The sequence below is a fragment of the Methylomonas sp. DH-1 genome (assembly GCF_046097555.1).
Taxonomy (GTDB): Bacteria; Pseudomonadota; Gammaproteobacteria; order Methylococcales; family Methylomonadaceae; genus Methylomonas; species Methylomonas koyamae.
The window spans coordinates 3,934,409-3,947,520 of the sequence record NZ_CP143089.1; the positions used below are offsets into that span (position 1 = coordinate 3,934,409).

9 protein-coding genes and 1 pseudogene are annotated in these 13,112 nt (G+C 54.5%); 3 read left to right on the forward strand and 7 right to left on the reverse strand.

Annotated features, from left to right (window positions below; translation table 11 throughout):
• Positions 1–30: 30 nt before the first annotated feature.
• The 3 genes from VXJ35_RS17980 to VXJ35_RS17990 all read right to left on the reverse strand — a co-directional run bounded on the left by VXJ35_RS17980 (position 31) and on the right by VXJ35_RS17990 (position 4,028).
• Positions 31–393, reverse strand: a complete 363-nt coding sequence (locus VXJ35_RS17980; protein ID WP_064022617.1) for a hypothetical protein — start codon at positions 391–393, stop codon at positions 31–33.
• 96 nt (positions 394–489) lie between these two features.
• Positions 490–2,682 (reverse strand): TonB-dependent receptor, encoded by a 2,193-nt coding sequence (locus tag VXJ35_RS17985; RefSeq protein WP_082880987.1) that lies wholly within the window; start codon positions 2,680–2,682, stop codon positions 490–492.
• Positions 2,683–2,720: 38 nt separating this feature from the next.
• Positions 2,721–4,028, reverse strand: coding sequence for a HupE/UreJ family protein (locus VXJ35_RS17990; RefSeq protein ID WP_408953917.1), 1,308 nt, complete (start codon positions 4,026–4,028; stop codon positions 2,721–2,723).
• Positions 4,029–4,545: 517 nt separating this feature from the next.
• On the opposite strand from VXJ35_RS17990, the gene VXJ35_RS17995 reads away from it, so the two are divergent.
• The 3 genes and pseudogenes from VXJ35_RS17995 to VXJ35_RS18005 all read left to right on the forward strand — a co-directional run bounded on the left by VXJ35_RS17995 (position 4,546) and on the right by VXJ35_RS18005 (position 6,214).
• Positions 4,546–4,953, forward strand: coding sequence for a MerR family DNA-binding protein (locus VXJ35_RS17995; protein WP_064022619.1), 408 nt, complete (start codon positions 4,546–4,548; stop codon positions 4,951–4,953).
• Positions 4,954–5,040: 87 nt separating this feature from the next.
• Positions 5,041–5,747, forward strand: a pseudogene (locus VXJ35_RS18000) (MerT/CopZ fusion-like heavy metal transport selenoprotein).
• 17 nt (positions 5,748–5,764) lie between these two features.
• Positions 5,765–6,214 carry a putative iron-sulfur cluster-binding metallochaperone gene (locus tag VXJ35_RS18005; RefSeq protein WP_197495895.1) on the forward strand — a complete coding sequence of 150 codons (450 nt, stop codon included), beginning with the start codon at positions 5,765–5,767 and terminating at the stop codon, positions 6,212–6,214.
• Between the two features lie 268 nt (positions 6,215–6,482).
• On the opposite strand, the gene VXJ35_RS18010 is transcribed toward VXJ35_RS18005, so the two are convergent.
• The 4 genes from VXJ35_RS18010 to VXJ35_RS18025 all read right to left on the reverse strand — a co-directional run bounded on the left by VXJ35_RS18010 (position 6,483) and on the right by VXJ35_RS18025 (position 13,108).
• Entirely contained in the window at positions 6,483–6,866 is a 384-nt protein-coding gene (locus VXJ35_RS18010; RefSeq protein WP_082880990.1) for an outer membrane beta-barrel protein, read from the reverse strand.
• A gap of 120 nt (positions 6,867–6,986) precedes the next feature.
• Complete coding sequence (gene atzF / locus VXJ35_RS18015) at positions 6,987–8,795, reverse strand: allophanate hydrolase (protein ID WP_064022621.1); 1,809 nt, start codon at positions 8,793–8,795, stop codon at positions 6,987–6,989.
• Positions 8,792–12,400, reverse strand: coding sequence for an urea carboxylase (uca, locus tag VXJ35_RS18020; RefSeq protein WP_064022622.1), 3,609 nt, complete (start codon positions 12,398–12,400; stop codon positions 8,792–8,794). Before uca ends, atzF begins: the two co-directional genes overlap by 4 nt.
• A 69-nt stretch (positions 12,401–12,469) precedes the next feature.
• Positions 12,470–13,108: an urea amidolyase associated protein UAAP2 gene (locus VXJ35_RS18025; RefSeq protein ID WP_064022623.1), complete on the reverse strand. Its 639-nt coding sequence runs from the start codon at positions 13,106–13,108 to the stop codon at positions 12,470–12,472.
• Positions 13,109–13,112 lie beyond the last annotated feature (4 nt).

Sequence of the window (13,112 nt, forward strand, 5' to 3'; positions counted from 1 at the left end):
TCTTACAGTGAAACACCACCGTTGAACGGCTTAGAGGCTAAAAATCGGCGGTTTTATGTCGGGAGGTGCAAGAAACGAGGCGGAATTAGATTTTTCCCCAAAGCCATAGCTATTGGACACCTGGATTGGAATAAACCTGAAAGATGACGTGATCCCGCAATCGACGCAAACATGAAAGCTGCAACTAGCCAAGTGCGGTTTGGCTGTGGCGGATTGGCAATGATCGGCGTGTGTGGGCACCACTCCCCCGTCATCATTCATTTCATCGGCAGCAACGACCATTTGCGCAACCGCTAACTGGCTGGTGAGTGCAGAATAATGAGCAAACGCCACCACTACAGGCATGATAGCCATGAGCACTAACAGAATGGTGGTGAGGCGGTGTTGCATCATATTGCCTTAATCTAACTGATCTTTATTATTGTAGATGAAATTTTGTATACGTCGCCAGTAACAAGCCTGCTATTGGACAACAATATCCTAAATCGCTCAAAACTTTGCCGACAATGTCATACGGAAATTGATCGGCTCAACCGGATGAAAGTGAATGTCATTCACGCCGGCAGGGTCTTCGCCCGGCAAGCGAGAGGTATAGTAATAGTCAATCGCACTGTCTGTACGATTGAGCAAATTGAACATTTCCGCTTGTAAGGTCCAGGTTTTATTGAATTCGTAGCCCAGCATCGCCGAGAGCATGATAGTCGGTTTTGACCGCACACTATTATCTTCAATCAGAGAGCGAGGCCCAAAGTAACGCAGTCTTGGACCGCCAAAGAAACCGTAGAAATCATGGACCGTAGCGCCGGTGGCGACGACCGTTTCAATGGAACCCGGAATATAGTTACCCGCTGGGTCATTGCCCATAAAGCGCGATTTGGAATAACTAAAATCGGCGTCAAGTGTTAACCAGTCGGTCGGTGAGTAATAATTGGCAAATTCCAAACCGTAACGGCGACTGGGTCGGCTGGGTTCGGTGGTTCCTGCATCACCCGAGAACAGCAGCTCTGAATCAATATCCAGCCACCAGATGGCTAATGTACTTTGCAAACCTTTTATCCAAGTGGTACGTGCACCAATTTCAGAACCGTAGGTTCGTGCAAGCGGCACGGCGGATTTCACATTTTCGCCAGAGCTAGGATCGATGCGGGTATTAACGCCACGACCATCATTACTGTGGTAACCCAAGCCACCGTTCAAGTAAAACTCGGTATCAGCCCATGGGCCAAAGACCATGCCCAATTTAGGGCTCACTAAACCATCGTAACGCTCGCCTTGGTTAGCGGCGATATTGCTGTTGGTGACATTAAAACGGAAACCATCAAAGCGCACCCCAAGCGTAGTCCTAAACCAATCATTCCAGCGCGTTTTATTTTCGGCATAGGGACTGGCACTAGTCACCCATACGGAATCTTGGCGGACCGTCGATAGGCGTTGCCGCGCTTTGGTTAAATACAAGCCATTATCGATATTGTCATTCCGCACTTGTAAGCCAAAAGTGCTTTCCGACTCGGCACCTGCAAGCTTGTGATAAATGGTATGACTGGCCTTGAATCCAGTTTGCGAGCGTTGATCAGGCTGATTGAATTGATCGCCATTAACCGGATCATTCAGAAAATACGTGAAGTTCGAGAATAAATTAAGTTTTGAATAAAGCCCGTAAGCCATGACCTTTGTTGCACTGGTATTGGTATTACGGTGCCATTCGGCAGTCAGGCTGTAACGTTCACTCGCACCGCCATCGGTAGGATCAAGGGCATCATAACGACCGATAAGCCCTGAAGTGACGGCGCGTTTTGCTATTTGGTCAGTGGCATTCCAATCCGCTTTATAGGCCATGGCGGTAACATTCCAGCCAGTTTCGCCATGTTCTTCGCTATAACGAAGTACACCATTATATTTTTGATAATTGTTGCTAACTGTCCACGGACCACCGTTGTTGACGATTTCACCGGCGTACAGCAGATTACCGTCGCCCAATTTATGAGAACCGGTAGTTAGTCCGCGATAGTAATCAAACATGCCGCCCGTAAATTTCACCAATGTGTTAGGCATACCATCAAAGTATTGAATATTCGCGGCACCTGCACTGGAAAAGTCCCCGTTTTCTGCATAATAGTTTCCCTTCTGATAGTTAACCGTTTTAATTAATTCAGGGATCAGAAAGTTGGTATCCGTCCAACCTTGACCGTGTGCATGGGTGGTTAAATTAACCGGAACGCCATCGATTTGGGTTAAAAAATCGGTACCGTGATCGAGGTTGAAACCGCGAAGGTAATACTGATTGGCTTTACCCTCACCACTGTGTTGCGAGGCAATTAAACCTGGTACGGTTTCCAATATCTCGCCCGGACGACTGATTGGACGGTATTTAAGCTGTTCTTGGCCAACATGGCCTTGCGAGGCACTTTCGGCGATACCGACTAAGTCTCTTGAACGTCCAAAATCTTCGACTTCGACTGTCTCCAACTCTTCCGCTTTTTCCTGTTTGGCAGAGGATTTGGTTTTTTTTGAGGGTTTATTCTTGGCCGCTTTGTCTTCGGTTTCAATTTGATCGGCTTGCGCCACCACTTCGGCTACATCCGTATTCGGTGCCGCTTGAAGATTGGCGCAACTTAAGCCCAAGATGATTTCAAGGCTGATGATCAAAGGCTTCTTTTTTATTATTGTATTGTAAAGGCTCATAGGTTTTCTTTTAAACGATGTCGGATTGATTTTTATTGTTATGTCAGGAGGAGATGGGGCCTAACGGGCCATGTTTTTATCATTGCCAGCGGCAAGTTTTGTCGGTTTGCAAACAACGAATGAAATCGGAAGATTGCGCTCATGGCGGCACTGCTTGAATCGCTTGAGCCAACGGGCGCTAATAAATCGAACGAGAAATGGTTTCGATAACGGATAGGCGTTACAGCGCGGTGCGAGGCATTGCGAGGATTACAGTCCAGCCAGTTGTTGTAGATCGCTTTTAGCTGGAAAATGCCAATAGTGAATTTGGCAAAGATCAATTGAAGATAAAGTTCTTCAATGGATTGAATCGAGGTCTTGCGGAGATCGGAAGAGACTTTCGGGAGTGAGGCATTGGCAAGCAAACTTGGCGGCGAGGTCAGGCCCACACCGTTGCTTAACAACTGTTTGCCAGGCGTATGGTTAATATCGGGAAAATAATGTTTGAAACTGAGACAGTCGTGACTGACCGAAGCCGATTCAACTAGCCACTTGTGCTGCAAATCTGTCAAACGATGAAACGAGAGATGTTTCAATAGTAAGCCAAAACCGTTGCTACCTACGCTGTTTTTTTCTAAATCGATCTTGGTTTGCGACCTCACGCTAAACACCTGAGAGTCAATAGAATGACTGACCTGTAAGAGCTCTTGAGGAAACAGATGCGCATCGCGGTTAGCAGAGAAGCGCGTTTGGCCAACTGCCAAGCAACTCGGCGCGATCAGAGAAATCCGAGCGTTTTGATTCAGCGAAGCATTTTTTACATTGTCGTCTTTAGTCGATCCAATGGTTTCGGCCAGCGAGGCACTCGAAAACATAACCGTCAACAAACAACTAATAGTGAATACCACGAGTTTGGCAACCAATATGCCGGCGCCATGCAGCAGCAATGTTGCCAGCATGAAGCCCAACGTATAAGAAATCAGACTAGCAGACGTGGAAATTTCCTGACCATGGGCAAAGCCATGGAAGAAAGCAAAAAACGCCACAATCATGACATTGATTTTGGCGCTAAAACGGATTTTACGGGTAATTAATACACCGAAAACAGCGCAAGATAACAGGATGATGCCTTCCACGCTGGGAATGGCCAAACCTGTTGCACCGGCAAGTCCCCCTAAACTCATGACCCCAACGAATGCAAGCGGCAACATCCAAACGGCCTGGCCACGCAATTGGGCCGCCCAGATGCCAACGGCCAACATAGTGACAAGATGATCCCAGCCAGATAGCGGATGACTAAAGCCATGACTCCAACCAATGCTATCTAAATCGATAAATTGGAAGCCTGCAAAAATGAGTACCAACAAAAACGACAATCCAAAAGAGAGCAATAGACGACGATTGTGTCTTGAATCTGATTGCTGAATGGATTGGTTAGGCTGCATCAAGGGGGGCCAATAAAAATAATTAAGGTATAGAACTTATTTAAAGAGATTGAAACTTGGCTGTTATCCTATCGTTGAAAGTTCGGTAAGCCCGACTAGGCGACTTATCCGAAGGTAATGAGGTGATTATATAGCCAATGCCAGTAGAGGACGCACTAAAAATATGTCATTTAACATAGTTTAATTATAGGGGCTGGCATAAACGAACCCTTTTCAACCAGAAAAAGCCTCGGTCATCAATAAAACAATCGCACCGAAGTCTGGTTTAGTGAATTACATTGAGTACATATTCAACCGCGTAGGGATAGATATAGAATTCGGAAAGAATTGTACGCTAAGGGTCAATGTATCAGGTTGACGTCATGGATGCTACGCTATAGCTGTCAGGAAATACTGAAATCAACCCAATACTGGCGCTCTTAAGGGAGAAAGCCTAAAAATGCGACCTTTAACCATCGGCAAACTTGCCAAACAAACCGAAGTCACTATCGAGACCATCCGTCATTATCAACGCATTGGTTTACTGACAGAGCCAGCGAAGCCCGATGGCGGTTATCGCGTTTATTCAACAGATGCGATTGCCCGAATTCGTTTTATCAAACGCGCTCAACAGGCCGGATTTACCTTGAAAGAAATTGCCACCTTGCTATCGCTTGACGGGGCGCACTGTGCCGATGTGAGGCAACTCGCCGAGCAAAAATGCCAGCAGATCGATCAACATATCAGAGATTTAACCGCTCTCCGGCAGGTATTGGAAAGCTTGGTCAACGACTGTCAGCAGACAGCTCCAACCGCTCATTGCGCTATTCTCGATGCGTTTAGCGATGATGCATCACCCCAACCCTGATTCTAAATCTCAGACTTGACTCTGTTCTAAACAACAGGGTTTAGACTCCTTGCCAACATTAAGCATGGTTTGGCTTAGGAGATTGCTATGAATACAGACCCTGAAACACCCATAAAAACCCCATCATGGTTAGGCATCGGCGCTATTTTGGCCGCTGTAGGGGCTTCGGCCTGTTGTGTTGGGCCTTTTTTGCTGTTGTCGATGGGTATTGGCGGTGCTTGGATAAGCACCTTGACGGCACTGGAACCGGCCCGGCCATTTTTCATTATCCTTACCCTGATTTTTATAGGACTCGGCTTTCGAAAACTCTATCTAACACCTGATCGCTGTGCGGTAGGTGAAATCTGCTCCACATCCGACAACCAACGCCGACAGCGCCTACTGTTTTGGCTGGGTTCCTCGTTCATTTTGATACTGCTAGCCTTTCCCTGGTTGGCGCCATTTTTCATCGCTTAAGAGAAATCGATATGACTATTAAAACCGGTTTGTTAATTTTGAGCTTGTCATCAACCGCTCTGTGGATGCCGGTGGCCCACGCTGAAACAACTGTTTCACAGCCAAACCAACAGCAAGCGGTGACGCTGAATATAGAAAACATGACCTGCGCGATGTGTACAGTCACCATCAAAAAAGCCTTACAAAAAGTCGAAGGAGTACAAAATGTGGTTGTCGATTACGATACCAAAACGGCCGTGATTATTTTCGACAGCCAAAAAACCGATAGTGCAGCCTTGATCAAAGCCACGACAGATGCTGGTTATCCGGGTTCCCTAGGCACACCTGTTTCTCGATAAAGCCGAGAATACGGTCTATGTCTGATTGCTGCTGCCAAAATACATCCACCAAAACCAAACAGATTTGTTCTGAGTGTGGCTCCACTTGTAAAAGTGTCGGTATGTCTACGCTTTATCATCAGGTCAGGTTTCCCGAGAATCAGTCAATCATCACCGACAGCTATTATTTTTGCCCTGCCAAAACATGCCCAGTTGGGTACTTTTCCAGTGCGGCCAACATCATTCCAAAACAGCATTTACGAAGCTATCAAGCCATTCAAAACGACGAGCTTTGTTACTGTTTTGATATTGACGCCGAGCAGTATTTGTCGGCGTTAAAAGTCCAACGTGCGGAACCGATAAAAGACTTTGTGATGCAGCGCACCAAAGCCGGGGAATGTGCTTGTGAAATTAGAAACCCGTCAGGTCAATGCTGTTTAGCGAATTTCAAGCGTTTAGAAAATGAGCAAAACGCAGGTGTCAAATGATCGCTATAAACTAGCCATTCGGAGAACTGATTTTTTGTATTTTTCACAGACCGCTTGTGGCCGCTATGGATAGTGGCCGACTGCCGCCGATGCCCGGCGACATATTTCACTTGCAAATAATCCTGGTTTGCGGCGGACGATTGCAGGTCGGAGCAGATGATTGCTGGTTCAGTTGCAAATAATCTTGGTTTGAGCGCCCGTCAGTTGCATTTAATTCTGGTCGAAAATTGCGCTGATTGCACGTTTGCGCGTTTTCGATTGCAAGCCGTTACACGTAGGGATTGATGGTGTTGAAGCGGGCGTCGCTGCCGTACATCAAGGTCAGCTTGCCGCCTATGTCCCAATGGTCGCCGCCGGTATTGACGTCGCGGATCAACTCGCCGCCCAGTTGGTGCAGATTAAATTCGTTGGCCCGGTCGGCAAACACCACGGGGCCGTTGTAGCCGTCGCCAGGATCGTTGGCGTTGTAAACGATACCGGCATCGGCCCAACTGTGGACGCGCAAACCGGCGGCTTTCATCCAGGGCAAATCGTTAATCAGCGGCAAGCCGTTCAATAAACCGGCGCGTTCCTCGGCCGGCAACGGCGACATCGCCAACAGTAACGGTGCGGCATACAGCCATTCGCGGGTTCGGAAAGATGAGTGTGGCATGGTGTTCTCCTGTCGGAAAATGAATCGTCGAAGTTTTTCGGGCGCAAGCGTTCCCGCCAGCCGGAAAATCCGGCTTAAATGGTTGGGGTTATGAAAATTTAAACGGCTAAAACCGGCGGTTTAGTCGGGACGAGCAAGATAGGCGCGCCAGCCGCCGTAATCGGTAATGTCCAGTGCCTCACGCACGGCGGCCGCTTCGCAGACAAAGCCCTGCACAACAGTGCCGTCATGCAATTGCACGCTGCCGATACCCAAGGGTGGCGGAATTTCGGCGACGAATTCGCCGTAACGGCCAATCGGCAAAGCCCACACCTCGACGGCAATCGCCGCGCCGGTTTCGTCGCGCACCATGCCCGGCCGCTTGCCATCCGGTAATGCGTAAAGCCGGTAGGTTGGCGCGGTGTGCGTGCTTTGCAACAAGATGCCGCCACGGCCGGTCAACAGAGGGTTCAGCGGCAAGCCGGACAGATGCGCGCCGCACACCGCTACCTGAACGAAGCCTGCCGCGTCGTCGCTGTCCGCGTCGGGAAATTCGGGGCTTAAGATTTGGGAGACGCCCAACTTATGCGGCACCCATTGCTCGCGCCGTTTCGCCAAGGCCAGCAAAGCCCGGTCGGCAAAGGCTGGCGCGCACAAGGTGATGCCGAACGGCAGGCCATTGCCGCGAAAACCGGCCGGCAACGCAATGGCGCTGAGGTCGAGCAGATTCATGAAATTGGTGTAATAGCCCAAGCGGCTATTCAATTCGACCGGCTGGTCTTCGACGGCGGCAATCGGGTAGATGGTGCCGGTGGTCGGCGTCACCAATACATCGATTTGGCTCCAGAGCGCGTCGCTTCGCACCTTCAATTCCTGCAAGCGGTAAAACGCGCGCCAGGCGTCGGCGGCCGACAAGTCCGCGCCTTTGGCAAGAATGCCTAGCGTCACCGGAAATAAGGCTTCGGGGTTGGTCTGCAACAGTTCGCCGGCCACCAAATAACGCTCGGCCAGCCACGGCCCGGCATAGAGCAAACCGGCGGCGCCCAGCAAAGGCTGGATGTCCACTTCGACGGCGCAGCCGCCTTGTTCCACCAGTTGCTCAACGGCCGCGGCAAACAAGGCTGCCGCCGCATGGTCGCCAAAAAATTGCAGTTGCTCCGGTTTCGGCACGCCAAAACGGAAACGGCCGGCAAAGCCCGGCGGCAGCGGCAAAGGCTGATCGGGCCGGTTATAGGCGTCTTCCGCGTCGTAAACGTTGGCGACCCGCAGCACCCGTTCCGCGTCGGCGGCCGTCAACGCGAAGATCGACACGCAATCCAGGCTGCGGCAGGCCGGCACCACGCCGGCCGTGCTTAACAAGCCCCGCGTCGGTTTGACGCCGACCAGGTTGTTGAACGCGGCCGGCACTCGGCCGGAGCCGGCGGTGTCGGTGCCCAGCGCAAAGCTGGCCAAACCGGTCGCCACCGCGACCGCCGAACCCGAGCTGGAGCCGCCGGCGATGTAATCTGGATCGAAGCTGTTGCGGCACACGCCATAGGGCGAGCGGGTGCCGACCAAGCCGGTCGCGAATTGGTCCAGATTGGTCTTGCCGACTGGAATCGCCCCGGCGGCGATCAATTGCTGCACCACGAAAGCCGACTGCCGCGGCTGGTAGGCGTAAGCCGGACAAGCCGCTGTGGTGGGCAGATCGGCCAAATCGATATTGTCCTTGATCGCAAAAGGGATGCCGTACAAGGGCAAGTCGTCCTGCGCCTGCTCCGCCAGCGCCGCGGCGTAAGCCAGCATGCGTTCGAACGGCAAACGGCTGATCCAGACGCCGCGCGCCGGCGCGGATTCCAGGCGCTGCCAGAGCATTTCAACCAGCGCCGTCGGCGTCAGCGCGCCGTCCCGATAAGCCTGGCTGAGGCTGGCGATGCTGAGTACCTCCGGTAATTCGGTCCAGGTCTTCATAAGTCCTCCCCGACCTGCAGCACCAGCAAATCCTGGCCGGCGCTGATTTGAGCGCCTTCGGCGCAAAACACTTTCCAGACCGTACCATCTGCCGGCGCCGTTACCGGAAATTCCATTTTCATCGATTCGACCACCACCAAGGCATCGCCTTGCTTGACGCTATCGCCGGCCTGGACCAAAACCTGCCAGACGTTGCCGGCGATATGGCTGGCCACGGCTCTGGCACCGGCCGGCAAATCCAGTTCGGTATCGATGGCCGCCGCCGCGACCGTCTGGTCGTCCGCATACACTTGTCCGGCTTGCGCCCAGCGTTCGCGTTCGGCGTCGAAGGCCGCCTGTTGGCGCTGTTTGCAGGCGGCGATCTCGTCGGCGTGTGCGCGCAGAAAGTCATTGTATTGGCGCAGGCTGAAGGTTTCCTCGCGGATATCCAGCTTCGCCTTGCCGCTGATCACGTCCTGCCGGTAACGCAGCAATTCCTCGGCGGATACCGGATAAAACCGAATTTGGTCGAAAAAGCGCAGCAACCACGGCTTGCCGTCGCGAAAATCAGCGGTTTGCCGGTAGCGGTTCCACATCGGCACGGTGCGGCCGACGAACTGGTAGCCGCCCGGACCTTCCATGCCGTAAACGCACAGGTAAGCGCCGCCGATGCCGACCGCGTTCTCCGGCGTCCAGGTGCGGGCCGGGTTGTATTTGGTGGTCACCAGCCGGTGACGTGGATCGATCGGCGTCGCCACCGGCGCGCCGAGGTAGACGTCGCCCAAGCCCATCACCAGATAACTGGCGTTGAACAGGATGTCCTTGACCTGTTCGATGCTGTCCAGGCCGTTGATGCGCCGGATGAACTCGATATTGCTTGGGCACCACGGCGCATCCTTGCGCACCGACTGCCTATATTTTTCGATGGCCAATTGGGTGGACGGGTCGTCCCAGGACAGCGGCAGGTGGACGATGCGGGTCGGCACTTCCATGTCCTCGATGGCCGGCAATTCGGCTTCGGCCTGCGCCAGAATCCGCATCAAGTCGTCCAGCTTCAAATGCCGGTCGTAATGCACCTGCAAGGAACGTATACCCGGCGTCAGGTCGACGATGCCGGAAATACCGCGCTGTTGCAGCCAAGTCATCAAGGCGTGCACCCGAAAACGCAGATTGATGTCCAGTATCAACGGACCGTATTCGACCAGCAGATTGCGGTCGCCGGCCTGGCGATAGGTCACTGCAACCTGCTCGATATTGGCCGGCACCTGAGCAAGGATGCAGCTTTCCTCAAAGCTTGCTGTTACCGGCAGTTCCGGTAACACGGCATGGGCCGGATCGGCTAAAGCTCGCTCGACTTGGGCATCCAGACTCGCGGCCTGTTCGCGGTTCAGGCGGATAAAACGCACGGTATTACCCGGCTTTAATTGGCCCAGCTTCCACAATTCTGCCGCGACCACGGTGGCCGGGCAGACGAAACCGCCTAGGCTGGGACCGTCCGGCCCCAATATCACCGGCATGTCGCCGGTAAAATCCACCGCGCCGATGGCGTAGGCGTTGTCATGGATGTTGGATGGATGCAAACCGGCTTCGCCGCCGTCGCTGCGCGCCCAGCGCGGTTTCGGGCCGATCAGGCGGATGCCGGTGCGGTTGGAGTTGTAATGCACTTCCCAGTCGGTCGCGAAGAATTCGGCGATGTCTTCGTCGGTAAAGAAATCCGGCGCGCCGTGCGGGCCGTACAGCACGCCGATCTGCCAGTGCTCGGAATAAACCGGTAGCGCGGCCGGATTCGGCACGACTTCCTCGGCCATAGCGGCATCCGCTACGACCGGCAACACGTCGCCGACCCGCAACACCCTACCGCCGTGGCCGCCGAACTGGCCCAAGGTAAATGTGGCGCGACTGCCCAGATATTCCGGCACGTCGAAGCCGCCTTGGATCGCCAGATAAGCACGGCAACCCTGGCCGGCGATAGTGCCCAGTTTCAACACATCGCCGGCGGACACTGTTATGGCTTGCCAGAATGCGACGGCCTGACCGTTCAATTCGGCCGTCATCGCCGCGCCGGCCAATACGATGCGGGTAGCGAAATTGAAGCGCAGGCAGGGGCCGTTGATGGCCATCTCCAGACCGGCCGCGTGTTCCGGGTTGCCCAAAATCCGGTTCGCCAAGCGAAAGGCCAGCATATCCATCGGTCCGGACGGCGGCACACCGACGTCCCAATAACCCAAGCGGCCCGGATAATCCTGGATCATGCTTTGCGTGCCGGCTTCCAGCACGTCCAGGGTGCGCGGAAGGTAAGTCAGGCCGGCCAAATAAGCAGTGATCTGGCGGCCGCTGCGAAACACCTCGTCGGCGACGATCTGCCGCAAATAGGCCAGATTGGTTTCGATGCCGGCCAAACGAGTTTCGGCCAAGGCCGCATCCATTTGCGCCAGCGCCTGTTCGCGGTCGCCGGCGTGGACGATGACCTTGGCCAGCAAGGGATCATAATGCGGGGTGACCTCCAGGCCGTTCTCCAGCCAATGATCGACCCGGACGCCGGCCGGAAAACGGCAATCGGTCAACAAGCCGGCCGAGGGCTGGAAGTTCTTGTTCGGGTCTTCGGCGTACACCCTGACCTGCATAGCCCAACCCTGCGGCGCGTGCCGGTACTGATCCAGAAACGTACTATCGCCGGCCGCCAGCCGCAGCATCCAGGCCACCAGGTCGGTACCGGTGACTTGCTCGGTCACGCCGTGTTCGACTTGCAGCCGGGTGTTGACCTCCAGGAAATAAAATTCGCCGCTGTCCTGGTCGTAAACGAATTCGACGGTGCCGGCGGAACGGTAATTCACCGCTTCGGCCAGCGCCAGGGCATGGCGATAGAGCTCCTCCCGCGTCGCCTCGCTGAGGCCCGGCGCCGGGGTTTCCTCGATTACTTTCTGGTTGCGGCGTTGTACCGAACAATCGCGCTCGCCCAGATGAATCACCCGGCCCGCGCCGTCGCCGAAAATCTGCACCTCGATATGGCGGGCGCGTTCGATGAATTTCTCCAGATACAGGCCGCTGTCCTTGAAATTGGCCGCACTCAAGCGCTGCACTACGGCAAATGCCTCGCTGAGTTCGGCATCGTTGCGGCACAGGCGCATACCGATGCCACCGCCGCCGGCTGTGCTTTTCAGCATCAATGGGTAGCCGATGCCGGCGGCCGCCTGCACAGCCTGCTCTATGTCCGCCAGCAAACCGGTGCCCGGCAGCAAGGGCACGCCGCAAGCTTGGGCGATCTCGCGGGCGGTGTGCTTCAAGCCAAAGCGCCGCAACTGTTCCGGCGTCGGGCCGATGAAGACAATGCCGGCCGCGGCGCATTGCTCGGCGAATTCGGCATTCTCGCTCAAGAAGCCGTAGCCGGGATGAATGGCCTGGGCGCCGGTGCTCAATGCCGCTGCCAAAATCCGCTCGCCGCGCAAATAGCTGTCGGCCGCCGCCGCGCCGCCGACGCAAACCGCTTCGTCGGCTTCTTGCACGTGCTGGGCATGGGCATCGGCTTCGGAATACACCGCGACGCTGGCGACACCCAATTGATTTAGGGTCCGAATGATGCGGCAGGCGATCTCGCCGCGATTGGCGATCAATACCTTGTTAAACATGAATCCTCTTCTGGCGGGCCGTCCCGCCTTGCTTTGCCAGCGCCGGGCCGTCCCGGCGCGGATTATGGGTCAGTCCCAGATCAGCAGGCGCACCGGCGTCGGGTTATAGGCGTTACACGGATTATTCAGTTGCGGGCAGTTGGAAATCAGCGCGATGACGTCCATCTCCGCCCGCATTTCCACATACTTGCCCGGCGCGGAAATGCCGTCGGCAAAGGTCAATTGGCCATCGGCTGTGACCGGCACGTTCATGAAAAAATTGATATTGCTGGCGATGTCGCGTTTGGCCAGACCGCAGTCGGCATGACCGACGGCCAGCAAAAAGCTGTCGCGGCAACTGTGCATGTGTTTCTTGTCCAGGGCGTAGCGCACGCTGTTGCTTTCGGCGGCGCAAGCGCCGCCCAGCGTATCGTGGCGGCCGCAGGTGTCGGCGACGATGGTCAGCAACACCTGGCCCTCGCCGGACATCAGCTTAGTGCCGGCGCTCAGGTACAAATTGCCTTGGTGGCGTATCGTGTCGCTGGCGCTGTAACGTTCTTCATGGTCGGCGGCGCTGTAAAACAGCGTATCGACGGCCTGGTTGCCTTCCAGGTCCAGAATGCGGAAGGTCTGGCCTTGTGTGATGGTATGCAGCCAGGGTTCGCCGGCCGGCAAGGTGTAATCGTAAATGGCGTTGCTCGGATCGAGCGTGCTCTCGACGATGGGCATGGTT

Bases quoted from the DNA above. Each gene is read 5' to 3' on its own strand.
- uca (WP_064022622.1), bottom strand. From the start codon at position 12,400: ATGTTTAACAAGGTATTGATCGCCAATCGCGGCGAGATCGCCTGCCGC.
- VXJ35_RS17985 (WP_082880987.1), bottom strand. From the start codon at position 2,682: ATGAGCCTTTACAATACAATAATAAAAAAGAAGCCTTTGATCATCAGC.
- VXJ35_RS17995 (WP_064022619.1), top strand. From the start codon at position 4,546: ATGCGACCTTTAACCATCGGCAAACTTGCCAAACAAACCGAAGTCACT.
- VXJ35_RS18025 (WP_064022623.1), bottom strand. From the start codon at position 13,108: ATGCCCATCGTCGAGAGCACGCTCGATCCGAGCAACGCCATTTACGAT.
- VXJ35_RS17980 (WP_064022617.1), bottom strand. From the start codon at position 393: ATGATGCAACACCGCCTCACCACCATTCTGTTAGTGCTCATGGCTATC.
- VXJ35_RS18005 (WP_197495895.1), top strand. From the start codon at position 5,765: ATGTCTGATTGCTGCTGCCAAAATACATCCACCAAAACCAAACAGATT.
- VXJ35_RS18010 (WP_082880990.1), bottom strand. From the start codon at position 6,866: ATGCCACACTCATCTTTCCGAACCCGCGAATGGCTGTATGCCGCACCG.
- atzF (WP_064022621.1), bottom strand. From the start codon at position 8,795: ATGAAGACCTGGACCGAATTACCGGAGGTACTCAGCATCGCCAGCCTC.